We start from the raw sequence: 22927 nt of genomic DNA, 5'->3' as shown, positions 1-22927 counted from the left end.
TCGGCTCCCACAGGGCGCCGCCGACTCGTTAAAGTTGCGACTCAGGCGTTCCCCCCGGGCCGAAGCTCCCTGCGCCACCAGGTCTCGACCGGTCGGGCACGTCCATCCACGCCGTACCGAAGGTGACCATCCGATCGGGTGGCCGGGGGACGGCAAAGGCGGCGGATAGGTGACCGAGGCAAGACAAGAGATGCCCTTTCGTAAACCGGACGAGGAGGGTACGCGTCCCACAGACGTGACCGAGACCCTCGTGGCCAGGGGCACTACCGGGGCCGTGGCCGTCGCCTGGGACGCCGACCAGGCGGTGACCGCCCTCTACAGTGCCAACTACCGCTCGCTGGTGCGTCTGGCCGCGATGCTCGTACGGGACTCCGGGACGGCCGAAGAGGTCGTCCAGGACGCCTTCGTGGCCATGCACGGCGGATGGCGCCGCCTGCGCGACCCCGACAAGGCTCTCTCGTACCTGCGTCAGTCGGTGGTCAACAGGTCACGATCGGTGTTGCGGCACCGCGCCGTCGTGGAGAAGTACGCCCCCAAGGGGCTGCCGGACGCGCCGAGCGCAGAGGCCGGGGCCATCGGCGAGCTCGAACGCTCAGCCGTCGTCGACGCCCTGCACACGCTCCCGAACCGTCAGCGGGAGGCCCTGGTCCTGCGCTACTACGCCGATCTGTCCGAAGCCGAGATCGCCCACGCCATGGGCATCAGTCGAGGCGCCGTCAAGAGTCATACGGCGCGCGGCATGGCCGCGCTTCGTAACGTCCTGGAGCAATTCTCATGACCGATCCCCACGAAGAGCACGGTGAGATCCTGCGCCGTGCCCTCAACGCGGAGGCGGACACGGTCACCCCATCCACCGACGGTCTGGACCGCATCCGGGCCCGGATCGAGGAGCGCCGCCTACGGCGCTTCGGATGGGCTTGGTTCACCGCGAGTTGGGCTCGCCCCGTACTGGCCGTCGGGGCGGCCGTCGCCATCGCGGGCATCGGAGTGTCCGCACCCCAGACGGTCAACCTGTTCACGTCGCCGGCCGGCCACAACGGCCCCTCGTCGAGCGACGACAACGGCGCCGCCGGCACCGGCGCCAACGGCCAGGTGCCGTCGAACGGCTCGCACAGCCAGGGATCCCCGCCTCCCTCTGAGAACGGTCCCGCGGATCCGTCCGCTTCCCCGACGATCCCGAACGCGTCCTCCACGATCGCCTGCCAGGCCCCCGGCGAGCCCGCGCCGGCTCCGTCCGCCGCGGGGACGCCGTCCCCCGGCAGCTCCCCGGCGACCCCGCCGGCCGTCACCTGCACGACGCCGGCGCCGCCGCCGACCACCGCGGTGACCAAACAGCCGGAGCCTCCGGTGACACCGCCGACCAGCCAGGACCCGGAGCCGACCGTCACCCCGACGGAGACCGCCTCCGAGCAGTCGTCCACGAGCGACTCGTCCGGCCAGACCCCCTAGCCGCACCTCCCAGGGCGGCGCCGTCATCGGCCCTTGACGGCGCCGCCGCCCGCTGAGGCGGCCCGTCAGGCAGCCGCGGGCCCTTCAGCCGGCCATCGCCCTATGGGCGGCCGTGGACGCCTCTCAGGCGGCGCTGGGCGGCCGCCCGCTCACCAGCGCGAGGTGGCCGCCAGCAGGACGGCCGCGGCGGCGACTCCGGCCGTCGAGGTGCGCAGGACGGTCGGGCCCAGCCGCGCCGGGCGTCCGCCCGCGGCCGTGAAGCGGTCCATCTCCTCGTCGCTGATGCCGCCCTCCGGCCCGACCACGAGGATGATCTCCCCCGTCCCGGCGGGCGTGAACGTGCTGAGCCGCGCCTCGGCCTCCTCGTGCAGGACGAGGGCGGCGGAGGCGGCCGCGAGGCGTTCGGCGACCCGCTCGGTGGAGGCGAGGCCGGCGACCTCGGGCAGCCACGGGCGGCGGGCCTGCTTGGCGGCCTCGCGGGCGGTGGAACGCCAGCGGCCCAGGGCCTTCTCGCGGCGTTCGGGCTTCCACTGGGTGACGCACCGGGCGGCCTGCCAGGGGACGATCTCGTCCACGCCGACCTCCGTCATCGTCTCGACGGCCAGCTCGCCCCGGTCGCCCTTGGGCAGGGCCTGGACGACCACCAGGCGGGGCTCGGGGCGCGGGTGGTGCTCGCGGGTGAGCACGTCCAGGGTCAGCGAGACCTTGTCGGCGGCGGTGACCACGCACCGGGCGAGCAGGCCGGCGCCGTCGGTCAGGTCGACCCGCTCGCCGGGGCGGATCCGGCGGACGGTCGCGGCGTGACGGCCCTCGGCGCCGTCCAGGACGACGCTGGCGCCCTCCAGGCGGTCGGGCTCGGCCAGGAACACCGGCGGGCTCATGCCCCTCCTCACGAACGAAACCCGCCGCGACCGGAGGGGTCTCCGGTCACGACGGGAGGTCGCCGTCACGGCCCTGGTGATAGGCCCGCACGGCTTCGCTTCAATGCTGGTTGAACACGTCCCGCAGGCGCGAGAAGACACCGCGCTGGCCCGGCGCGAACTTGCCCGGGGGGCGCTCCTCGCCGCGCAGCTCGGCCAGCCGGCGCAGCAGGTCCTCCTGCTCCTCGTCGAGCTTGTTGGGCGTCTCCACGTTGACGTGGATCATCAGGTCGCCGCGGCCGCTCTCGTTGAGGTGCCGGACGCCGCGCCCGTAGAGGGTGATCACCTGGCCGGATTGCGTGCCCGGCTTGATGTCGACCTCCTCGGCGCCGTCGAGCGTCTCGATCGTGACGTTGGTGCCGAGAGCGGCGGCGGTCATCGGGATCTCGACCGTGCAGTGCAGGTCGTCGCCCTCCCGCTCGAAGATCTGGTGCGGCTTCTCGACGATCTCCAGGAACAGGTCGCCGGGCGGGCCGCCGCCGGGGCCGACCTCGCCCTCGCCCGCCAGCTGGATGTGGATGCCGTTCTCCACGCCCGCGGGGATCTTGACCTTGACCGTGCGGCGGGTCCGCACCCGGCCGTCGCCCGAGCACTCCGGGCACGGCGTGCGGATCACGCTGCCGTAGCCGCCGCACTGCGGGCACGGGCGGGACGTCATGACCTGGCCCAGGAACGAGCGCTGCACCTGCTGGACCTCACCGCGGCCGTGACAGGTGTCACAGGTGTCGGGGTGGGTGCCGGGCGCGCAGCCCGAGCCCGTGCAGCTCGTGCAGACCACGGCGGTGTCGATCGACAGCTCGCGCGTGGTGCCGAACGCGGTCTCCTGAAGGTCGAGCTCGACCCTGAGCGTCGCGTTGCGGCCGCGGCGCGCGCGGCTGCGCGGCCCGCGCGAGGTCGCGGTGCCGAAGAAGGCGTCCATGATGTCGCTGAACGGGAACCCGGCGCCGCCGAAGCCGCCGGCGCCCGCCCCGCCGCCGGGCGCGAACGGGTCGGCGCCCAGGTCGTACATCTCGCGCTTCTTGGGGTCGGAGAGCACCTCGTAGGCCTGGGTGATCTCCTTGAACTTCTCCTGCGTCTCCGGGTCCGGGTTGACGTCAGGATGCAGTTCGCGCGCGAGCCTGCGGTACGCCTTCTTGATCTCGTCCGCGCTCGCGTCGCGGCGGACCCCTAGGGTCGCGTAGTAGTCGTTGGCCACTTACGAACCCGCCAGGATCTGTCCGACGTAGCGTGCCACTGCCCGTACCGCTCCCATCGTGCTGGGGTAGTCCATGCGCGTCGGCCCGAGCACTCCCAGCCGGGCCAACGTCTGATCGCCGACTCCGTAGTCGGCTGCGACGACGGAGGTGGACCGGAGCCCCTCGTCGGGGTTCTCGGTGCCGATGCGCACCGTAAGAGTAGAGGAATCACCGGTTTCCCCGAGCAACCGCATGAGGACGACCTGTTCTTCCAGAGCCTCCAGGACGTCGCGCAGGCTCTTGGAGAAGTCCACCGCCGCCAGGTTGGCCGCCCCCGCGAAGACGATCTTCTCTTCGTGCCGGTCGACGAGCGTCTCCAGCAGCACCGACAACACCGCGGCCGCGATCGGCCGGTCGTCGGCCGCGACCTTCTCCGGCAGGTCGGCCACCGCGTGCGGCACCTCGCCGAGCCCGCATCCGTCCAGGCACGTGTTGAGCAACGCCCGCAGGTGCCCGATCGATTCCTCCGACACCTCGCCGTAGGTCTCGATGACGCGCTGCTCGACCCGCCCGGTGTTGGTGATCAGGACGAGGAGCAGGCGGCGCGAGGCGACCGGCACGAGCTCGACGTGCCGGACCGACGACCTGGTCAGCGACGGGTACTGGACGACGGCCACCTGCCGGGTCAGCTGGGCCAGCAGGCGGACGGTCCGGGTCACGACGTCGTCGAGGTCGTAGGCGCCGTTGAGGAACGTCTCGATGGCGCGGCGCTCGGCCGACGAGAGCGGCTTGACCGTCGACAGCCGGTCGACGAACAGCCGGTAGCCCTTGTCGGTCGGGATGCGCCCGGCGCTGGTGTGCGGCTGGGCGATGTAGCCCTGCTCCTCCAGGACGGCCATGTCGTTGCGGATGGTCGCCGAGGACACGCCGAGGTTGTGGCTCTCCACCAGGGTCTTGGAACCGACCGGCTCATTGGTGGAGACGTAGTCCTCGACTATGGCGCGCAGGACCTCGAGCTTGCGGTCGTCGAGCACCTGGTCACCTCCTTCGCCCCCGTCGTCGCCGCTTCCGAGTGCCTCCGTACTGGCACTCCATACTTCCGAGTGCCAAGTGTACGGCCCGGAGGGCGCCCTCAGGAGGGTGCCACCGAGCCCTCCAGTCACTAGAGTGCCGATCCGTGCAGAGCAAGGACTATGGCGACGACGTTCTCGCGGGTGACTGGCGGCGGCCCCGCAAGGGACAGATCCCCGAGATCCCGGCCGAGATCGACCTGGTGGTCGAGGATCCCGGCAGCGGCTTCTGCGGAGCGGTCGTCTCCTGCGACAAGTTCGGCGTGACCCTCGAGGACCGTTTCGGCAAGCGGCGGGTCTTCCCGCTCACCAAGGCGGGCTTCCTGATCGACGGCAGGCCGGTGACGCTGGTGCGGCCGACGGCGGTGCCGAGGGGGCCCGCCCGGTCGGCCTCCGGCTCGATCGCGGTCCAGGGGCTGCGCGCGCAGGTCGCCAAGGAGAGCCGGATCTACGTCGAGGGCCTGCACGACGCCGAGCTGGTGGAGAAGATCTGGGGCCACGACCTGCGGGTCGAGGGCGTCGTCGTGGAGTACCTGGAGGGCGTGGACGACCTCCCGGCCATCGTCGCGGAGTTCGAGCCGGGCCCCGAGCGCCGGCTGGGCGTCCTGGTCGACCACCTCGTCGAGGGCTCCAAGGAGAGCCGCATCGCCGCCCAGGTCTCGTCCCCGTACGTCCTGATCACCGGGCATCCGTTCATCGACATCTGGGAGGCCGTCAAACCCGAGGCGGCCGGGATTCACCACTGGCCTCAGGTGCCGCGCGGCGTACCCTGGAAGGAGGGGGTGCTCACCGCACTGGGCTGGGGAGACAACGTGGGCGCGGCATGGAAGCGGATCCTCGGGTCGGTGGGCACCTACACCGACCTGGAACCCGAGCTCCTGGGCCGCGTCGAAGAACTGATCGACTTTGTGACGAGCCCCCCGCGGTAGGCAAGGCCACCCCCATCTGAGGAGCAGGCGATGTCGTACGGGCCTCCGGAGCAGCCGGACCACGGACAGCAGAAGCAACCGGATCAGGGACAGCAACAGCACGACTACGGGCAGGGACCGCAGGCGTACGGCCAGCAGCCCGACCAGCAGCAGCCGGGCCACGACCAGACGCCCGGATACGGGCAGGACCAGTCCGGTTACGGGCAGCCGGGCTACGGGCAGCCGGGCTACGGCCAGCAGGGTCACGAGCAGCAGGCCTACGGCCAGCAGGGGTACGAGCAGCAGCAGGGCTACGGGCAGCAGCCCGGATATGGCCAGCAGGCGCCCTACGGGCAGCAGACGCAGCCGGGTTACGGCGGCCCGGGCTACGGCCAGACGCCGGGCTACGACCAGGGGCAGGCGTACGGCTACGGCGGCCAGGTGCAGCCCTACGGGCAGCCGGCCGCCTACGGGGCACCGACCTCCGACGACCGGACCTGGGGGCTGCTGTGCCACCTGGGCCAGTTCCTGCTCGGCTTCGTCGCCCCGCTGATCGTCTTCCTGGTGAAGAAGGACGAGTCCCCGTTCCTGCGCCATCACGGCTCGCAGGGCCTCAACTTCGCGATCACGCAGCTGGTCTACCTGATCATCAACTTCATCCTGATCTTCGTGATCATCGGGATCTTCCTGTTGATCGCGCAGGGCATCGCCCAGATCGTCTTCCTGGTCATGGCGGCGATCGCGGCCAACCGCGGCGAGTACTACCGCTTCCCGGCGTTCATGGCCTGGCCGATGATCAAGTAGCCGCGGCCGGCCTCAGGTGAGGTCGCGGACGACTGCGTCCGCCAGCAGGCGGCCGCGCAGCGTGAGGACGGCGCGGCCGCGCTCGTACGGCTCCGGCTCGACGAGGCCGTCGGCGATCGCGCGGCGTACGGCCGTGCCGTCCAGCAGCTCGGCCGGGCAGCCCGTGGCCAGCCGCAGCTCCAGCATGATCCGTTCGATCGCGCGGTCGCCGGCGTCGAGGATCTCACGGGCGTGCGCGGGCGTGACGCCCTCGGCCAGCCGCGACGCGTAGGCGGCCGGGTGCTTGACGTTCCACCAGCGGGTGCCGCCGACGTGGCTGTGCGCGCCGGGGCCGACGCCCCACCAGTCGGCGCCGGTCCAGTAGAGGAGGTTGTGGCGGCAGGCCGCCGCGTCGTCCGCCGCCCAGTTGGAGATCTCGTACCAGCGCAGGCCGTGCGCGCTCAGCAGCTCGTCGGCCAGCAGGTAGCGGTCGGCCATGGCGTCGTCGTCGGGGGTCGCGAGCTCGCCGCGCCGCACCTGGCCGGCCAGCCGGGTGCCCTCCTCGACGATCAGCGCGTACGCCGAGACGTGGTCGGGACCGGCGGCCAGCGCGGCCTCCAGCGAGGCCCGCCAGTCGTCGTCGCCCTCCCCCGGCGTGCCGTAGATCAGGTCCAGGTTGACGTGCTCGAACCCGGCCTCCCGCGCCCACCGCACCACCTGCGGCACCCGGCCGGGCGTGTGCGTGCGGTCCAGGACCGCCAGGACGTGCTCGCGCGCGCTCTGCATGCCGAACGAGACGCGCGTGAACCCGACCTCGCGCAGCTTGCCCAGGTAGGCCTCGTCGACGGACTCGGGGTTGGCCTCGGTGGTGACCTCGGCCCCCGGCGCCAGCCCGAACTCCGCGTCGATCGCCGCCAGGACGCGTCCCAGGTCGTCGGGTGACAGGAGCGTCGGCGTGCCGCCGCCCACGAACACGGTCTCCACCGGCAGGTCGGTGCCGCCGAGCACGCGCCGCGCCATCCGCACCTCGCGGATCGCGGTCTCGGCGTAGGACTCCCGGCTCGCGCCCGGGCCCAGCTCGGTCGCCGTGTAGGTGTTGAAGTCGCAGTAGCCGCAGCGCGTCACGCAGAACGGCACGTGCACGTAGAAGGCGAACGGCCGGCCGGGGCCGCCCAGGCCCGTCAGGGCGCTGCCGGGCAGGCTTCCGTCGGCCGGTACGGGGTCGCCGTCGGGCAGGGTCGCGGGCACCCCTCAAGTCTGCCCTCCCCCGCGCCCTGCTCGGACCGTCCACGACGGCGCGGCGCCGGCCGTGACCGCGGGACGGCGGGCTCAGATGATCTTGGTCAGGAGGGCGCGGAGCTCGTCCAGGCCGGGCCGGGTGAGCCGGCCGGCGAGGTCGTCGTGGATGCCGTCGTTGATCGCGCGGGCCCGCGCCAGGATGTCGCGCCCCCGCGCGGTGCAGCGCAGGACGTGCTCGCGCCGGTCGTCGGGGTTGCGCTCGCGCTCGATGTGGCCGGCGGCCTGCAGGGTGTCGAACGAGCCGACGATCGCGGGCCCGCTGACCCCCATCTCCCGCGCCACCTGCTGCTGCGAGCACGGCTCGAGGGCGGCGATGGCGGACAGGACGCCGAAGTCGCGGGGCTCGATGCCCAGCCCGCGCATCGCGTCGGTGCCCCGGTCGCGCAGGTGGAAGTGGGTGGCGGCGAGCAGGTAGCCGGTGCTCGAGGTCAGCGAGCGCGGCGGGTCGGCGGACGGCGGCAGCAGCCCGGCGAGCAGCTCGTTGAGCCGCTCGTGCTCGGCCCGCGTGAGCCTGGCCACCAGCACGGCCTCGCCCCGGTCGGCGGCGCCCCTCAGCCTGTCGAGCGTCGCGGCGGACTCCGCCGTCGGCGTGATCCGGTACGAGCGCCGGTCGCCGGGGTCACGCTCGCGGCGGACCAGCCCGGCGGCCTCCATGCCGTCGACCAGCTTGACCATGATCGTCCGATTGACCCCGAGCAGCTCGCCCAGCTCCCGCTGCGAGACCGGCCCGCGTTCGTGCAGGACCGAGAGGGCGCCCAGCTCGCGGGGCATCCGGCCGTCCGGCATGGCCTGCTCGGCGCAACCGCGGGCGCGCTTGAACGCGCGCGCGAGCAGATAGCCGACGTAGTCGGCGATCGCCGGCGCGGGCGGGGCGGACCCGGCGAGCCGGTCAACGGCCGGGCGGTCGTCGGCGGGACGGTCATCGGTGTTCACGGTGCGCACATGTTAGCAAACCCGTTTGATAGATAAGTAGATGGATCGTTAAGAGGGTTGACGATTAACAGAGATGACTTTAGCGTGAGGCATCTCCTCTGAAAGGGGGCCGTGATGGCCCGCAAGTGGTGGACTCTCGTGGCGGTCGTCGTCGGCGTGTTCATGCTGCTGCTGGACGTGACGATCGTGAACGTCGCCCTTCCCGACATCCAGAACTCGTTCGACGCCTCGCTCGCCGACCTGCAGTGGGTACTGGACGCCTACGCGCTGGCCCTGGCCGCCGGGCTCCTCACCGCGGGCACCCTGGCCGACCGCCTGGGCCGCCGGAGGCTCTTCGCCGCCGGCACCGCGATCTTCACGGCCGGGTCCCTGCTGTGCGGGACGGCCACCGGCCCGATGTTCCTCAACCTGGCGCGGGCCGGGCAGGGCATCGGCGGGGCGATCATGTTCGCGACCTCGCTGGCGCTGCTGAGCAACGCGTTCCGCGGCAAGGACCGCGGCGTCGCGTTCGGCGTCTTCGGCGCGGTCACCGGCATCGCGGTGGCGGTCGGCCCGGTGCTCGGCGGCGTGATCACCACCGGGCTGTCCTGGCGCTGGATCTTCCTGGTCAACATCCCGATCGGCATCGGCGCCGTCCTGGTCACGCTGCTCAAGGTGGACGAGTCGCGCGACCCGAACGCGGCCCGGACCGACTGGGCCGGCCTGGTCACGTTCACCGGCGGCCTCGCCGCCCTGGTCTACGGCCTGATCGAGAGCGCCGAGGGCTGGACCGAGCCGCGCACCGTCATCAGCCTGTCGGCCGCCGCGGTGCTGCTGGTCGCGTTCGGGATCGCCGAGGCCGTGCAGCGCCGCCCGATGCTGGACTTCGCCCTGCTCCGCAAGCCCACGTTCACCGGCGGTCTGATCGCGGCGTTCGGCATCTCCGCGTCGCTGTTCTCGCTGCTCACCTATGTCGTGCTCTACCTCCAGGTGCAGCTGGGCCACTCGGCGATGGAGACCGGGCTGCGCACGCTCTTCCTGACCGGCGCGATCTTCCTGACCGCCGGCATCGCCGGCCGCCTCACCACCGTGGTGCCGGTACGGGCGATGATCTCGCTCGGCTTCCTGCTGATCGGCATCGGCCTGCTACTGATGCGCGGCCTGACCCCGGCGTCCGACTGGACGCACCTGATCCCCGGTCTCGTCCTGGCCGGGATCGGCGCCGGGCTGGTGAACGTGCCGCTGGCCTCCACCGCCGTCGGCGTGGTCGAGCCGGCCCGTTCCGGGATGGCCTCGGGCATCAACACCACGTTCCGCCAGGTCGGCATCGCCACCGGCATCGCCGCGCTCGGCTCGCTCTTCGCCGGGCGGCTCCGCGACACCGTCACCGACCGGCTGCTCGACTCGCCGCTCGCCGCGCAGGCACACCAGATCGCCGACGGCGTCGGCGCGGGATCCGGGGCGGCGGGCACCGGAAACCAGATCGTCGTGTCGGCGGCGCAGGCCGGCTTCGTCGACGGGCTCAACCTGATCCTGCTCGTCGGCGCGGTCGTCGCGCTCTTCTCGGCCGCGTCGTCGCTGCTGCTGATCCGCGGCCGGGACTTCGTCGACCAGACCGGTCCCGCGCCCGCCGTGTCCAAGCCCGAGCCCGCGCACGCCGCCTGAAGGAGGACCACGATGGACTTCACCCCGATGTACGCCGCGCACGACGCGTTCCGCCGCGACCTGGACCGCCTGCGGGCCGCCGCCGACGCGGGGCTGGGCGCCGACGAGACCGTGCGGGCGGGCTGGCGGACGTTCCGCCGGCAGCTGGAGATCCACCACCGCGCCGAGGACGCCGCGTTGTGGCCGCCGATGCGAAGGCGGCTGGCCGACAACCCGGACGAGCTCGCCCTGCTGGACGCCATGGAGGCCGAGCACGCCGCCGTCGACCCGCTGCTGGACGAGGTCGACGTCGTCATGGACGACCCCGACCCGGTGCGGCTGCGGGAGCACGCGGCGCGGCTGTCGTCCGCCCTGCGCGACCACCTCGACCACGAGGAGCAGGACCTGCTGCCGCTCGTCACCGAGGACGAGTGGACCGCGTTCGCGGCGCACATCCGCAAGAGCCAGGGGCTCCGCGGCGCCGCGGAGTTCTTCCCCTGGCTGATGGACGACGCCACGCCCGGCGGGTCACGCGGCGCGTTCCTCGCCTCGCTGCCGCTGCCGGCCCGGCTCGTCTACCGGGTCGGCTGGCGGCCGCGCTACGTCCGCGCCCGCCGCTGGGCCGTCCTCTCCGGCTGAGCGCCGGCCGGCGGCCGGGCGCGTCAGGCCTCGCGCAGCTTGGCGCGCAGCCAGCCCGGGATGTGCTCGTCGGTACGGGGGAAACGTTCGAGATCGAGCACGTAGGCCGAGGGCGTCAGCGGCGGCGTGAAGTCGGGCTCGCCGTCATAGTCGAACTCGGCGCTCACCCGCCCCGACCGCTCCACCTCGAGCCGCGCGGTGAACCAGGCGCCCTTGCCGCGCTGGTACATCGCCCGCCGCAGCTCGTCCATCCTGCCGATCGCCTGCCCGGGCGGCATCGCGGTCCGCGCCGAGCCGTGCGCGTCGACGACCTCGAACGAGGCGCTGTCGATGCCCACGGTCGCGCGGAACTCGAACCCGAGCCGTTCCCAGCCGAACGGGGCGGCCGACCTCAGGGCGCGCACCGCGCCGTTGACCGCTTCCCGCTCCTTCGGAGAACGCAGCACCTGCCCGGAGTGGGGCACGGTCGAACCTCCCGAACCTAGTTGACCACGGCCATCCGAGTTGACCACGGCCATCCGACCGTACCGACATATCCGTCCAGGTCGAGTGACCCCGGCCGTGTCGCGCACAACCCCCGCGCACTCCGCGCGGACGATCCGGGACGATCATGGTCGTTCGGTGCGCCGTGCCCGGTGACCGGCGGCGGCACGTTTCGCCCGCACGGAGCGGATAGGGTCTCGGAGTGCGGAACGAGGGGGCTGTCAAGTTCGGCCGGGTGCCCACGCGGGTGGTCCTGCGGGGCGACTCCGGCGGCTGGCACTGCCGCGTCGTCGAGAAGGACGGCGCGGAGGAGCGCACCGACCTCGGCGGTCCCGGCGTCGACTGGACGACCGGCGACCCCGAGCCGCCGTGGTGGCCGCGCCGGCTCGACGAGACGGCCGAGGGCCTGCGCGAGCACATCGCCCGGACGCTGACCGACCGCACCTTCCTCGAGCTCGGCCTCGAGGCCGACATCTCGTGGTTCGCGGTCGAGGCGCCGGTCGAGTGGGAGGGGCTCGTCACGCTGCGGGACCCCGACCCGGCACGGTTCCCGGGCAAGGTGGCCCCGTACGTCGTGACGCTCGAACCGGGCGCGGGCGCGATCCTGCCGGACGCGCACCTGCGGTTCACCACGCGGTCCGCGGACGCCTGGACGACGCTGGCCACGGTCGCCGAGCAGTCCGGCACCCGGCCGCCGCGGGCCCGGTTCCTGTGCGGCTGGGCCGACCATCGCGGCATCTGGATCGGCCGTTCGCTGTTCGCCGTCTCGACCGAACGGCTGGACGGCGACGACGAGCGGGTGGGCGAGATCTACGGGGAACGCACCACCGGCTGGGGCGGCAATCCGGAGCTGCGGCTGCGGATGGACGGCATCGACCTGCTGGACGAACCCGCCGACGACGTGATCGCGCTCTTCCGCGGCCTCGGCAACGAGATCGTCGAACGCGGGCGCATGTCGTACCTGCCCGCGCTCGGCCTCCGGCTCTACCGCCCCGAAGGGGACCGTGCCACGCCCGGCGGTCTCTTCACCGGCGTCTCGCTCCAGCGGCCGGAGCCGCCCCGCCCGCGCCGCCGGTGACCCTCAACGATCCCGACATCCACGAGGAACCGGTTCTTCACCGGACCGCGACACGGGCTCCCTAGATTCCCTGATCATGAGCAGCCGCGCGCGTTCCGCCGTGACCGGCGCCCTCCTCGGCGCACCCCTCGTTCTCGTCCCCGCCGCGTCCCCCTCCGCGTCCGCCTCCGCCATGTCCACCGCCGTGCCGGCGGCCGCGGTGCCGGCGTCCGCCGTGGTGAGCACGCTCACCGTCGACCGCGGCGGCCCGGCGCGCACGTTCGCCTTCACCGCCGACCGCGACGGCGAGGCGGTCATCTCGTTCACCGCCGCCGCCCCCGGCGTCTCCTGGGCGCGCACGGGCGCCGAGTCGGCGGTGGTCGCGATCTCGGTGGACGGGCGGCACGTCACCGACCTGGTCGTGCCGTCCTCGGCGCCCACCGCGCGCAGCCTCGGCCTCGGCGCGGTGAAGCGCGGCGAGCACGAGGTCACGCTGCGCTTCGCACGCGGCAGCGCGCCCGCCGCCCGCCGCGTCACCCTCGCCGGCCCCGCCGTCCGGATCCCCGAGGCCGACCAGGTGGCCCTCCGGCACGCGCCCGTCCTCGTGGGCCGCACGGGCTGGCCGTTCGGCGGCGACCCGTACCAGAACGCCACCACCGACCTGCCGCTGATCGCCTGGCACGACTCCAGGCCCGCCACCACGCCCGGCCACCGGATCATCGAGTACTCGATCGTGTGGAGCAACGAGGACGGCGGCACCGACAGCCCCGCGCTGATGGCCAGGTGGGGCCGCACGACCGACATCGAATGGGTCTACCGCGTCGAGGTCGACGCCTCCGGCCGCCGCGTCGCGCCCGGCGTCTACCAGGCTCCCCAGCACCTCACGTTCACGTTCCGAGGACGGTACGAGGGCGACCATCCCGTCCTGCAGACCTGCACGTCGAACAACAACCTCTGCGACGTGATCAGCCCGGACGCGCCGCTGCGCTTCCTGCTCGACGCGTCCCGCACCAAGCCCGCCGACCGCGCCCGCGAGGTCGTCATGGACCGCGAACCGTGGACCTACCGCCTCATGGCGCAGGAGATGACCCGCGAGGGCAAGATCGAGAGCCCTTCCGATCCCGCCACGAAGGCGGTCGGCGACCAGCGCGCGTACCTGTTCGTCGAGATCGCCAAGAGCACCGGCGCCGCCACCGGCCTCGGGTCCGCCCCCGGCGTCGCGCTCGGTGTCCGCCTCAAGCGCGACCCGGGGACGCTCTACCGTTCCGACCACGGCGAACCGAGCTGGTCGATCGAACGCGACGGCCCCGCCGCCACGACCGTCGAACTGCCCACGGGCACCACGATCGCCGACATCGCGAGCGTGGAGGCCGTCCGCCTCCCGGTGGGCCTCGGTGACAACGGCGCCCCGGCGACGGTCACGGCGGTCAACCGCGGCTTCTTCCTCCGGACCGGCTACCTGCCCGGCCCGTCCGCCATCACGTGGAGCGGTTCGGCGACGCTGACCCGCCAGTCGCCCACCGCCGTGTTGTGGAGGGCCGGCTGAACGAGGGGAACCGGCGAACTCCAGGCGCGTCCAAGTAGTCGTAGTAGTCGTAGACTTCGCCAAGAGCTCTTCTTCGAGAGGACACGCCTCATGGCCTACGGGCCTCCCCCGTCGCCCGGTCAGCAACCCCACCAGGGCCCCGCCTGGCAGCAGCCGCAGGGCCCGCAGTGGCAGCAGCCCCCGCAACAGCAGCAGTGGCAGCAGCCCCCGCACGGCGGCACCGCCCAGATGCCGGGCCACTTCGGCCAGGTGAGCAGCGACGACAAGACCTGGGCGCTGATGGCGTACGTGGGTCAGTTCCTCGTCGGCGCCATCGCGCCCGCCGTCGCGTTCGTCGGCAAGGGCCGGTCGCCCTTCGTCCGCAAGCACGCCGCCCAGGCGCTCGACATGGGCATCGCCGCGATCGTCGTCTGGCTGGTCGGCGGCCTGCTGTCGCTCGCCGTCGAGGTGATGATCTGGATCCCGCTCGGCTTCACCGCCGTCGTGATGTTCTACCTCGTGTACGGCGCCCGCGCGGCCAACCGCGGCGAGTTCCGCCGCGTCCCGGCACCGGTGGCCTGGCCCATCTTCAAGTAACCCACGCGACCGCCCGGCAGCCGACGCGGGGACGACCGGCGAGCCGGGCGGCACCGCCCGCGGACGGGCCAAGGTGTCACGCGTCGTCGGCCGGCACTCCGGGGCCGGGCAGGACGGTCAGGGTGCCGGGCTCCCCCGGCGGCTGGTCGAGCCGAACGACACGGCCGGGATAGGCACGTTCGGCGATCGCGACGTCGCGTTCGTCCCAGGCCCCGTAGAAGACGGGGCAGCCGTCCCACAGCTCGACCTTCTCGGCGCCGGTCGGCCAGCGGCCGAACGAGTCGATCAGAATGGGCTCCTCGCAGTGCGGCAGGTCCGGGCCGGTGCGGTGGGCGTGGGCGGGCACGTGGGTCCCCCTCCTGTTGGCGGGCGGCCGGGGCAGCCGGTCGAAGATCTGGTCGGGTGCGAGCTCGATCGGGAAGGGCCTGGTCAGCGTGCAGGTACGGCCCCAGGTGACGCGGGCCTCCTCGGCGTACCGCCCGTCGTCGCTCAGCTCGAACACCTGCATCTCGGGCTCGTCGCCCTTGAGGTCGACGACCCAGTAGGACGGCACCCCGTACCGTTCGTACAGGTCCTTCTTGGCGCCGAGGTCCACCTCGCGCGACGCGTCCGAGGTGATCTCGACGGCCAGCAGCGGCGCGCCCTCGATGGAGGCGGGGTCGCCGGAGTCCTGGCCCCGGGTGAAGACCATGAGGTCCGAACGCAGCCAGGTGGTGTCGGCGAGCCGTGCACCCGCCCCCGTGCGGGACGCCTGCTCGGGCGTCTCCGCGATGCCGATCGGGACCACCAGGTCGGAAACGAGAACCTGATGCAGCAACGTATGGGTCACAACGCCTAGTGTCCACGCGGGGACACCGCGTCACCGCCGTTTTGCGATTTCGAGACGTTCCCTGAAACCCGCTCTCCCGGAACGCCGCGCGCTACTTCTCCGTGCGCTACTTCTTCGCCTTGTCCCCGGACGGCTCACCGGTGGACAGGGCGGCGACGAAGGCCTCCTGCGGGACGTCGACCCTTCCGCATCGAACACGGCATCCGCTTCTTGCCGCGCCCGCAGGACGCTACTTCTTCGCCTTGTCCCCGGACGGCTCACCGGTGGACAAGGCGGCGACGAAGGCCTCTTGCGGGACGTCGACCCTTCCGATGGTCTTCATCCGCTTCTTGCCCTCCTTCTGCTTCTCCAGCAGCTTGCGCTTGCGGGAGATGTCGCCGCCGTAGCACTTGGCGAGGACGTCCTTGCGGATGGCGCGGATGTTCTCGCGGGCGATGATGCGGGCGCCGATGGCGGCCTGGATGGGCACCTCGTACTGCTGCCGCGGGATGAGCTCCTTGAGCTTGGAGGTCATCATCAGGCCGTACTCGCGGGCCTTGTCCTTGTGGACGATCTGGCTGAACGCGTCGACCGACTCGCCCTGCAGCAGGATGTCGACCTTGACCAGGTCGGAGACCTGCTCGTCGCTGGGCTCGTAGTCGAGGGAGGCGTAGCCGCGCGTCCGCGACTTCAGCTGGTCGAAGAAGTCGAAGATGATCTCGGCGAGCGGCAGCGTGTAGCGGATCTCGATGCGGTCCTCGGACAGGTAGTCCATGCCGAGCAGGACGCCGCGGCGGCCCTGGCACAGCTCCATGATCGCGCCGATGAACTCGGACGGGGCCAGCAGCGTCGCCTTGACGATCGGCTCGTACACCTCGGCGATCTTGCCTTCGGGGAACTCGCTGGGATTGGTGACCGTGTGCTCGGTCCCGTCCTCCATGTCGACCCGGTAGATGACGTTCGGCGCGGTGGAGATCAGCGACAGGTTGAACTCGCGCTCCAGCCGCTCACGGACGATCTCCATGTGCAGCAGCCCGAGGAAGCCGCACCGGAAGCCGAAGCCCAGCGCCGCCGACGTCTCCGGCTCGTAGATCAGCGCGGCGTCGTTGAGCCGCAGCTTGTCGAGCGCGTCGCGCAGGTCGGGGTACTGGTCGCCGTCCATCGGGTAGAGGCCGGAGAACACCATCGGCTTGGGGTCCTGGTAGCCGCCGAGCGGCTCGGTGGCGCCCTTGGACGCGACGGTGACGGTGTCACCGACCCGCGCCTGCCGGACGTCCTTCACGCCGGTGATCAGGTAGCCGACCTCGCCGACGCCCAGCCCGTCCACCGGCTTGGGCTCGGGCGAGATGACCCCGACCTCGAGGGTCTCGTGGGCCGCGCCCGTCGACATCATCAGGCTCTTCTCGCGGCGCGACAGGTGCCCGTCGATGATCCGCACGTAGGTGACCACGCCGCGGTAGGTGTCGTAGACCGAGTCGAAGATCAGCGCCCGCGCCGGCGCGTCCGGGTCGCCCACCGGGCCCGGCACGGTCTCGACGATGTTGTTGAGGAGCTCGGTGACGCCCTCGCCGGTCTTGCCCGACACCCGCAGCACGTCGCCGGGGTCGCAGCCGATGATCCCGGCGATCTCCCCGGCGTACTTGTCGGGCTGCGCCGCGGGCAGGTCGATCTTGTTGAGGACCGGGATGATGTGCAGGTCGGCCTCGATCGCCAGGTACAGGTTGGCGAGCGTCTGCGCCTCGATGCCCTGCGCCGCGTCCACCAGCAGCACCGCGCCCTCGCACGCCTCCAGCGACCGCGAGACCTCGTAGGAGAAGTCGACATGGCCGGGCGTGTCGATCAGGTTGAGCACGTAGTCGACGCCGTCGGCGCCCGTCCAGGGCAGCCGGACGGCCTGGCTCTTGATCGTGATGCCGCGTTCCCGCTCGATGTCCATGCGGTCGAGGTACTGGGCGCGCATCTGGCGCTCCTCGACGACTCCGGTGAGCTGAAGCATGCGGTCGGCGAGCGTCGACTTGCCGTGGTCGATGTGCGCGATGATGCAGAAGTTGCGGATGATCGCGGGATCGGTCTTGTTGGGCAGAGGCGCTGGCACCGGGGTCCGTTCACAAAGACTCGTGGACATGGATGTGGCAGATCTTGCCGTATCCCATAATCCCATGCCGGGCGGCATGCTCCGCACGCCGTTCGGTTTGGGTGAGGGCCCGGGGATTGGTAGGCTGTGCGACTGCGTGTGGCGTTGCGTCGTGCCGTGGGGCACCGCGGCCGCCGTCGGTACCGGCCCTCGGCCGGTGAACGCAACCCATGGTAACCATCGACCTTTGAGGCTCATTCGACGTGGCTAACATCAAGTCCCAGATCAAGCGGAACAAGCAGAACGAGAAGGCTCGCCTGCGCAACAAGGCCGTCAAGTCCGAGCTGAAGACGGCGATCCGCAAGTTCCGCGAGGCCGCCGAGGCCGGCAACGTCGACGAGGCGGTCGCCGCCCAGCGCTCGGCCGCCCGCAAGCTCGACGTCGCGGCCAGCAAGGGCGTCATCCACAAGAACCAGGCCGCCAACCGCAAGTCGGCGATCGCCAAGCAGGCCGCCGCCCTGCAGGCCAAGTAGGACCCCCGGCGCCCGAGACGCCGTAGCCCGAACGGGCTACGGCGTTTTCGCGCTGCAAAAATCAGGCGGCGGCGCCCTGCTTGACCCCGTACGGTGATCTCCATGGACGACCGCCGGACCGTCAAGATCTCCAAGTATCTGGCCAAACACCTGCGCCATGATCCCGGGCGCATCGGCCTGACCCTCGACCGGGCCGGCTGGGTCTCCGTCGACGACCTCCTCGCGGCCTGCGCCCGCAACAACTTCCACGTCACCCGCGAAGAGCTCGACCACGTCGTCGCGTCCAACGACAAGAAGCGCTACGCCTACAGCGACGACGGCACGCGCATCCGGGCCAGCCAGGGCCACTCCGTCGAAGTCGAACTGGACCTGCCCGTGGTCGCCCCACCGGCCACCCTCTACCACGGCACGGTGGGCGCCTCGCTGGACGCGATCCTCCGCGACGGCCTCCTGCCCATGAACCGCCACGCCGTCCATCTCTCCCCCGACCGTGAGACCGCCACCCGGGTCGGCGCCCGCCGCGGCCGCCCCGTCATCCTGGTGATCGACTCGGCCCGCATGGCCGCCGACGGCCACGAGTTCCGCGTCAGCGCCAACGGCGTCTGGCTCGTCGGCTCCGTCCCGCCCGCCTACCTGAGGATCCCCGGCTGATGCGCCACGAAGTCACCGTCACCATCGACGCCTCCCCCGCCACGGTCTGGCGGCTCCTGGCCGACGTCACCGGCTGGCCCGACATGACCGCCTCCGTCGACCGCGTCGAACTCGTCACCGACGCCCCGTTCGGCGAGGGCAGCCAGGCCCGCGTCCACCAGCCCAGGCTCCCCGCCGCCGTCTGGACCGTCACCGAGTTCGTCCCCGAGAAGTCCTTCACCTGGGAGTCCCGCAGCCCCGGCGTGACCACCACCGGCGCCCACTACCTGACCACGAACCCGGATGGCACCGTCACCGTCCGTCTGGCCCTGCGCCAGTCCGGCCCCCTGGCCCCGCTGTTCGCCCTCCTGGCCGGCCGCCTGACCCGCCGCTACGTCGGCATGGAAGCCCAAGGCCTCAAGGCCAAAGCCGAATCCTGACGACCGTCGACCCCTGGGCGCGCGTTCGGGCGTGGCCTGATCGGGCGTTCAGCGGGCGCCGGCGTTGCGGGCGGCGACGATGTCGCTGACGGCCTTCTCCAGGGCGTACGCGGGATCCGCGGCGCCGCCCTTCACCGCCAGGTCGGCCTCGGCCACGGTCCCCAGGGCCCGGGCGACGCCGTCCCCGGACCATCCACGCAGCTGGCGCTGCACCCGGTCGATCTTCCACGGCGGCATGCCGAGATCCTTGGCCAGAGAGGCCCCCCGCGCACCCCGCGGGGCTCCCCCCACCTTCGCGAGCCCTCGGACGCCCTGAGCCAGCGCGCTGACGATCAGGACGGGCGCCACACCGGTCGCCAGAGCCCAGCGCAGCTGCTCCAACGCGTCGGCCAGCTGCCCCTCGATGGCCTTGTCCGCCACCGTGAACCCGCTGACCTCGGCCCGGCCCCGGTAGTAGCGGGCGACCGCCGCGTCGTCGATCTTCCCGCCCGTGTCGGCGACCAGCTGGCTGCACGCCCCGGCGAGCTCCCGCAGGTCGTTCCCGACCGCGTCCAGGAGGCCGCGCGCCGCGTCCGCCGAGATCTTCCCGCCATGCCGCCGGATCTCCGCCCGGAGGAAGTCGATCCGCTCGCCCATCTTGGTGACCTTCGGGCAGATGACCTTGCGTGCCCCCGCCTTGGCGAGCCCGTCGGCCAGGGCCTTGCCCTTCGCGCCGCCCGCGTGAACGGCCACCAGCGCGACGTCCTCGGCCGGGTTCTTGGCGTAGTTGAGCACCTCGGCGGCCAGGTCCTTCCCCAGGTCCTGGGACGACCGCAGGACCAGCACCTTGCCGCTGCCGAACAACGACGGCGAGGTGAGCTCGGCCAGCCGTCCCGTCTCCAGCCCGCCCGGCATGAGGTCGATCACCTCGACCTCCGGATCCGCCGCGCGCGCGGTGGCGACCACGTCACCGACCGCACGGTCCACGAGCAGTTCTTCGTCACCGACGATCAGCGTGATGGGGTCAGCAGGCACCCCAGCAGCATGCCACGCCCCACGCCCTGATCGCGCCGCCGACGCCGCCCCTCGCGCGGGGTCATCGGTGCGGAGGCGCGGGCGCCGCGTTCTCCAGGTCGTCGATGCTTCCGGACATGATCGTGCGGATGTGCTCGGTGATGTGCTGGAGCGGCCAGTCCCACCAGGCCAGGGCCAGGAGGCGGTCGACGTCGGCATCGTCGTAGCGGCGCCGGAGGAGCCTGGCGGGGTTGCCGCCCACGATCCCGTAGTCCGGGACGTCGTCGACGACGACGGACCCGGAGGCGATGATCGCTCCGTGGCCGATGCGGACGCCGGGCATCACCATGGCCCCGTACCCGAACCAGACGTCGCTGCCGACCACGGTGTCCCCGCGCCCGGCCAGGCCGGTGATGAGGTCGAAGTGCCCGGCCCACGAGCCGCCCATGATCGGGAACGGGAACGTCGAGGGGCCGTCCATGCGGTGGTTGGCGCCGTTCATGATGAACCGCAACCCCTCCCCCAGCGCGCAGAACCTCCCGATGACCAGCTTCTCCGGGCCGTAGTGGTAGAGCACGTTGCGGGTCTCGAACGCGGTCGGATCGTCCGGGTCGTCGTAGTAGGAGAACTCCCCGACCTCGATCAGCGGCGAGGTGACCAGTGGCTTCAGCAGCACCACCCGCGGTTGTCCGGGCATCGGATGCACCACGGTCGGGTCGGCGGGAACGAGCGGGGTCACGAATCGTTTCCTTTCCTGGATCTGAGGAGGACGTCAGGGGGTGCCGAACCACGCGGAGAAAGCTTCGCGCAGCGCGGGCGCGGCGCTGTCGGCCGGCTCGTCGATGGTCGCGGCCCAGGCGATGTGCGCGTCCGGGCGGATCAGCAGGGCGTCGGCCGGCCGATCATCGGTCTTGGCGGTGTGGACGTCGACGCGCCGCCCCCAGCCTCGGGCGGTCTCGCGCAGGTCTTCGCGGCCGGCGAGGTCCAGGAGGACGGGGCGCGCGGGGTGCATGAGCTCCGCGACGCGGCTCACGCCCTGGTCGGTGTGCAGGGCGAGGTCGGGAGCGAAGGCGCCCACCAGCGCGTGGCGGTCGGAGCCGGGCATCGGGTAGCGGATGTCGGCACCCGCCAGCAGTGCCCCCATGCGCCGCAGCGGCTGCTCGTCGAGGAGCAGCTCCTGGAAGAGATCCCGGAGCGCTTCGGCGGCCGGGTCGTGCCCGCGCCGCAGTGCCACCTGAGCCCGGGTGTGCAGCAGGGTGCGGGCGCCGGCGAGGTGGCGTTCGCCGTGGTAGGTGTCCAGCAGGCCGGGCGGCGTCCAGCCGTGGACGTCGGCGGCCAGCTTCCAGGCCAGGTTGACCGCGTCGAGCATGCCGGCGTTGATCGCGACGCCGGTGGCGGGGAACAGATGGGCCGCGTCACCGGCCAGCATGATCCGCCCCGCACGGTAGCGCTCGGCCTGCCGGGCCTTGAAGGTGAACCGCGACAGCCGCCTCGGTTCTCCCACGGGCAGATCCACGCCGAGAACGCGGCGGAGGCTCTCCCGCAGCTCGGCCACGGTCATCGGCACGTCGTCGTCGTACTCGGTGGTCTCGTCCTCGACGGTGTAGAGGGACACGACCTCGGACTCCGGCGACGCGCCGATTCCGAACAGACCACCTTCCGTCCGGGTGAAACCCGCGCTGATCGTGCCGAAGCCGGGAACGTCGAGGCCGCCGTCGCCGAGCACGGTCACCGTTTCGGGCAGGGTGACCTGGGCCAGCCGGTTGACCTCCGGATAGGTGGTGCCGGGGAACGCGATTCCGGCCCGGTCACGGACCCGGCTGCGCGCGCCGTCGCAGCCCACGAGGTACCGGGTGATCACGCGGTAGGGCCCGTCCGGGCCGCGCACGTCCACGGTCACCGCGGCGTCGTCCTGGCTCACCCCGACCACCTGGTGTCCGCGGCGGATGTCGACGTCCAGCTCACCGGCGCGTTCGTCGAGCAGCCTCTCGAGCCGGTGCTGCGGGAGCGGCAGGGCGTGCATCGGGGAATCCGCCAGCCGGGTGAGGTCCAGATGCACACCGCCGAACGGGAATCGGGGCGCCGGGATGGGGTCGGTGCAGGCCGCTTCGAAACGTTCCAGCAAGCCCCGGTAGTCCAGCAGCTCCAGGATCTGCCCGCCCAGGCCCCCGGCCTTCGGCGTGTCCCGGACGTGCGGCTGCCGCTCCAGCACGAGCGGCCGCACCCCGGCCAGGCGCAGTTCACCGGCCAGCATCAGACCGGTCGGGCCTGCGCCCACAATGATCACGTCAGCGTTCACGCACTCCCCTCTCAAAACGGCACGTGCCGTGCCGAACGATGCCCGAGACGGGACCTCGATGTCAAGTACGGCACGTGCCGTGCCGATAGGGTGGCGGTATGACCGACAAGCGCAACCGCCGTGGCGCCGATCTGACCGAGGCCATCATGCGGACCACGCTGCGACTGGGCGAGGAGATCGGCTACTCCAGACTCAGCATCGAAGCGGTCGCGGCCCGCGCCGGTGTCGGCAAGCACACCATCTACCGCCGATGGCCGTCCAAAGGGGCCCTGCTGCTCGACTCGCTGCTGTCGCTGCACGAGGCCGATCTGGACTACCCCGACACCGGCGACGTCGCCGCCGACCTGCGCGCGCAGATCCACGCGGCCATCGACCTCATGGGCAGGCCACCTTTCGGACCGCTGTTCCAGGCCCTGGTCGGTGAGGCCCAGTACGACCCTCACGTCGCCGCCGCGCTCAACGAGCGCTTCATCGCCCCGCAGGCGGACAAGACCGTCGCCCGGCTGAAGACGGCCCGAGACCAGGGCCAGCTGTCGCCCGACTTCGACCTCAACCTGGCGATGGCGATCCTGTCCGGCCCGCTGTACTTCCAGTTCCTGATCACCCAGGAGCCCCTGACCCATGACTACGTCGACCGGATCCTCACCGCCCTCTTCACCGGAATGAGGCCACCCCCCTGAAGCTGCGCA

24 protein-coding genes are annotated in these 22927 nt (G+C 71.9%); 13 read left to right on the top strand and 11 right to left on the bottom strand.

Features of this window, described 5'->3' with window-relative positions:
• Window positions 1–235: 235 nt before the first annotated feature.
• A complete protein-coding gene (locus tag ABZ810_RS13425; protein WP_358402791.1) occupies window positions 236–778 on the top strand; it encodes a SigE family RNA polymerase sigma factor in 543 nt (180 codons plus the stop codon).
• Complete coding sequence (locus tag ABZ810_RS13420) at window positions 775–1449, top strand: hypothetical protein (protein WP_358402790.1); 675 nt, start codon at window positions 775–777, stop codon at window positions 1447–1449. Before ABZ810_RS13425 ends, ABZ810_RS13420 begins: the two co-directional genes overlap by 4 nt.
• A 149-nt stretch (window positions 1450–1598) precedes the next feature.
• On the opposite strand, the gene ABZ810_RS13415 is transcribed toward ABZ810_RS13420, so the two are convergent.
• The 3 genes from ABZ810_RS13415 to hrcA all read right to left on the bottom strand — a co-directional run bounded on the left by ABZ810_RS13415 (window position 1599) and on the right by hrcA (window position 4578).
• Complete coding sequence (locus ABZ810_RS13415) at window positions 1599–2330, bottom strand: 16S rRNA (uracil(1498)-N(3))-methyltransferase (protein WP_358402789.1); 732 nt, start codon at window positions 2328–2330, stop codon at window positions 1599–1601.
• A gap of 100 nt (window positions 2331–2430) precedes the next feature.
• Complete coding sequence (gene dnaJ / locus ABZ810_RS13410) at window positions 2431–3564, bottom strand: molecular chaperone DnaJ (RefSeq protein WP_358402788.1); 1134 nt, start codon at window positions 3562–3564, stop codon at window positions 2431–2433.
• Window positions 3565–4578, bottom strand: a complete 1014-nt coding sequence (gene hrcA / locus ABZ810_RS13405) for a heat-inducible transcriptional repressor HrcA (RefSeq protein WP_358402787.1) — start codon at window positions 4576–4578, stop codon at window positions 3565–3567.
• Between the two features lie 143 nt (window positions 4579–4721).
• Between hrcA and ABZ810_RS13400 the strand changes: the two genes are divergently transcribed.
• Window positions 4722–5543 (top strand): DUF3097 domain-containing protein, encoded by an 822-nt coding sequence (locus ABZ810_RS13400; protein WP_358402786.1) that lies wholly within the window; start codon window positions 4722–4724, stop codon window positions 5541–5543.
• A 30-nt stretch (window positions 5544–5573) separates the two neighbouring features.
• Window positions 5574–6326 carry a DUF4870 domain-containing protein gene (locus ABZ810_RS13395; protein WP_358402785.1) on the top strand — a complete coding sequence of 251 codons (753 nt, stop codon included), beginning with the start codon at window positions 5574–5576 and terminating at the stop codon, window positions 6324–6326.
• A 12-nt stretch (window positions 6327–6338) separates the two neighbouring features.
• On the opposite strand, the gene hemW is transcribed toward ABZ810_RS13395, so the two are convergent.
• The gene (hemW, locus tag ABZ810_RS13390) at window positions 6339–7553 is read right to left on the bottom strand and encodes a radical SAM family heme chaperone HemW (protein WP_358402784.1); all 1215 of its coding nucleotides are present in this window, start codon (window positions 7551–7553) and stop codon (window positions 6339–6341) included.
• Window positions 7554–7634: 81 nt separating this feature from the next.
• Complete coding sequence (locus tag ABZ810_RS13385; protein WP_358402783.1) at window positions 7635–8537, bottom strand: MarR family transcriptional regulator; 903 nt, start codon at window positions 8535–8537, stop codon at window positions 7635–7637.
• A 114-nt stretch (window positions 8538–8651) separates the two neighbouring features.
• Between ABZ810_RS13385 and ABZ810_RS13380 the strand changes: the two genes are divergently transcribed.
• Together ABZ810_RS13380 and ABZ810_RS13375 are read left to right on the top strand one after the other, a co-directional pair.
• A complete protein-coding gene (locus tag ABZ810_RS13380) occupies window positions 8652–10181 on the top strand; it encodes an MFS transporter (protein WP_358402782.1) in 1530 nt (509 codons plus the stop codon).
• 12 nt (window positions 10182–10193) lie between these two features.
• Window positions 10194–10799 carry a hemerythrin domain-containing protein gene (locus tag ABZ810_RS13375; RefSeq protein ID WP_358402781.1) on the top strand — a complete coding sequence of 202 codons (606 nt, stop codon included), beginning with the start codon at window positions 10194–10196 and terminating at the stop codon, window positions 10797–10799.
• A gap of 23 nt (window positions 10800–10822) precedes the next feature.
• Here ABZ810_RS13375 and ABZ810_RS13370 read toward each other — a convergent pair whose 3' ends face one another.
• Window positions 10823–11263, bottom strand: a complete 441-nt coding sequence (locus ABZ810_RS13370; RefSeq protein WP_358402780.1) for a hypothetical protein — start codon at window positions 11261–11263, stop codon at window positions 10823–10825.
• Between the two features lie 221 nt (window positions 11264–11484).
• On the opposite strand from ABZ810_RS13370, the gene ABZ810_RS13365 reads away from it, so the two are divergent.
• The 3 genes from ABZ810_RS13365 to ABZ810_RS13355 all read left to right on the top strand — a co-directional run bounded on the left by ABZ810_RS13365 (window position 11485) and on the right by ABZ810_RS13355 (window position 14461).
• On the top strand, window positions 11485–12360 hold the full coding sequence (locus ABZ810_RS13365) for a hypothetical protein (RefSeq protein WP_358402779.1): 876 nt from the start codon (window positions 11485–11487) through the stop codon (window positions 12358–12360).
• Window positions 12361–12436: 76 nt separating this feature from the next.
• Window positions 12437–13885, top strand: coding sequence for a hypothetical protein (locus tag ABZ810_RS13360; RefSeq protein ID WP_358402778.1), 1449 nt, complete (start codon window positions 12437–12439; stop codon window positions 13883–13885).
• Between the two features lie 90 nt (window positions 13886–13975).
• On the top strand, window positions 13976–14461 hold the full coding sequence (locus ABZ810_RS13355) for a DUF4870 domain-containing protein (protein WP_358402777.1): 486 nt from the start codon (window positions 13976–13978) through the stop codon (window positions 14459–14461).
• Window positions 14462–14537: 76 nt separating this feature from the next.
• On the opposite strand, the gene ABZ810_RS13350 is transcribed toward ABZ810_RS13355, so the two are convergent.
• Together ABZ810_RS13350 and lepA are read right to left on the bottom strand one after the other, a co-directional pair.
• Window positions 14538–15290, bottom strand: coding sequence for a Uma2 family endonuclease (locus ABZ810_RS13350; RefSeq protein WP_358402776.1), 753 nt, complete (start codon window positions 15288–15290; stop codon window positions 14538–14540).
• A gap of 229 nt (window positions 15291–15519) precedes the next feature.
• Window positions 15520–17394: a translation elongation factor 4 gene (lepA, locus tag ABZ810_RS13345; protein ID WP_358402775.1), complete on the bottom strand. Its 1875-nt coding sequence runs from the start codon at window positions 17392–17394 to the stop codon at window positions 15520–15522.
• A gap of 212 nt (window positions 17395–17606) precedes the next feature.
• Here lepA and rpsT point away from each other — a divergent pair, with 212 nt between their 5' ends.
• The 3 genes from rpsT to ABZ810_RS13330 all read left to right on the top strand — a co-directional run bounded on the left by rpsT (window position 17607) and on the right by ABZ810_RS13330 (window position 18946).
• On the top strand, window positions 17607–17876 hold the full coding sequence (rpsT, locus tag ABZ810_RS13340; protein ID WP_358402774.1) for a 30S ribosomal protein S20: 270 nt from the start codon (window positions 17607–17609) through the stop codon (window positions 17874–17876).
• A 102-nt stretch (window positions 17877–17978) separates the two neighbouring features.
• Window positions 17979–18527, top strand: a complete 549-nt coding sequence (locus tag ABZ810_RS13335; protein WP_358402773.1) for an RNA 2'-phosphotransferase — start codon at window positions 17979–17981, stop codon at window positions 18525–18527.
• Window positions 18527–18946 carry an SRPBCC family protein gene (locus ABZ810_RS13330; RefSeq protein ID WP_358402772.1) on the top strand — a complete coding sequence of 140 codons (420 nt, stop codon included), beginning with the start codon at window positions 18527–18529 and terminating at the stop codon, window positions 18944–18946. Before ABZ810_RS13335 ends, ABZ810_RS13330 begins: the two co-directional genes overlap by 1 nt.
• Window positions 18947–18994: 48 nt before the next feature.
• Here the strand turns inward: ABZ810_RS13330 and holA are convergent, their stop codons facing one another.
• From holA to ABZ810_RS13315, 3 genes are all read right to left on the bottom strand, one after another.
• Window positions 18995–19960, bottom strand: coding sequence for a DNA polymerase III subunit delta (gene holA / locus ABZ810_RS13325; RefSeq protein ID WP_358402771.1), 966 nt, complete (start codon window positions 19958–19960; stop codon window positions 18995–18997).
• A 61-nt stretch (window positions 19961–20021) separates the two neighbouring features.
• Window positions 20022–20678, bottom strand: coding sequence for a CatB-related O-acetyltransferase (locus tag ABZ810_RS13320; RefSeq protein ID WP_358402770.1), 657 nt, complete (start codon window positions 20676–20678; stop codon window positions 20022–20024).
• Window positions 20679–20711: 33 nt separating this feature from the next.
• On the bottom strand, window positions 20712–22238 hold the full coding sequence (locus tag ABZ810_RS13315) for an FAD-dependent monooxygenase (RefSeq protein ID WP_358402769.1): 1527 nt from the start codon (window positions 22236–22238) through the stop codon (window positions 20712–20714).
• Window positions 22239–22336: 98 nt separating this feature from the next.
• On the opposite strand from ABZ810_RS13315, the gene ABZ810_RS13310 reads away from it, so the two are divergent.
• A complete protein-coding gene (locus ABZ810_RS13310) occupies window positions 22337–22918 on the top strand; it encodes a TetR/AcrR family transcriptional regulator (RefSeq protein ID WP_358402768.1) in 582 nt (193 codons plus the stop codon).
• Window positions 22919–22927 lie beyond the last annotated feature (9 nt).

It is taken from the genome of Spirillospora sp. NPDC047279 (assembly GCF_040643285.1).
Lineage (GTDB): Bacteria > Actinomycetota > Actinomycetes > Streptosporangiales > Streptosporangiaceae > Spirillospora.
The sequence above is the reverse complement of the archived record's forward strand: the minus strand, read 5'-3'. Positions and strand labels throughout refer to the sequence as shown.

Bases quoted from the DNA above. Each gene is read 5' to 3' on its own strand.
- ABZ810_RS13395 (WP_358402785.1), top strand. From the start codon at position 5,574: ATGTCGTACGGGCCTCCGGAGCAGCCGGACCACGGACAGCAGAAGCAA.
- ABZ810_RS13310 (WP_358402768.1), top strand. From the start codon at position 22,337: ATGACCGACAAGCGCAACCGCCGTGGCGCCGATCTGACCGAGGCCATC.
- ABZ810_RS13355 (WP_358402777.1), top strand. From the start codon at position 13,976: ATGGCCTACGGGCCTCCCCCGTCGCCCGGTCAGCAACCCCACCAGGGC.
- ABZ810_RS13420 (WP_358402790.1), top strand. From the start codon at position 775: ATGACCGATCCCCACGAAGAGCACGGTGAGATCCTGCGCCGTGCCCTC.
- ABZ810_RS13360 (WP_358402778.1), top strand. From the start codon at position 12,437: ATGAGCAGCCGCGCGCGTTCCGCCGTGACCGGCGCCCTCCTCGGCGCA.
- ABZ810_RS13415 (WP_358402789.1), bottom strand. From the start codon at position 2,330: ATGAGCCCGCCGGTGTTCCTGGCCGAGCCCGACCGCCTGGAGGGCGCC.
- ABZ810_RS13380 (WP_358402782.1), top strand. From the start codon at position 8,652: ATGGCCCGCAAGTGGTGGACTCTCGTGGCGGTCGTCGTCGGCGTGTTC.
- ABZ810_RS13330 (WP_358402772.1), top strand. From the start codon at position 18,527: ATGCGCCACGAAGTCACCGTCACCATCGACGCCTCCCCCGCCACGGTC.
- ABZ810_RS13335 (WP_358402773.1), top strand. From the start codon at position 17,979: ATGGACGACCGCCGGACCGTCAAGATCTCCAAGTATCTGGCCAAACAC.
- ABZ810_RS13375 (WP_358402781.1), top strand. From the start codon at position 10,194: ATGGACTTCACCCCGATGTACGCCGCGCACGACGCGTTCCGCCGCGAC.
- lepA (WP_358402775.1), bottom strand. From the start codon at position 17,394: ATGTCCACGAGTCTTTGTGAACGGACCCCGGTGCCAGCGCCTCTGCCC.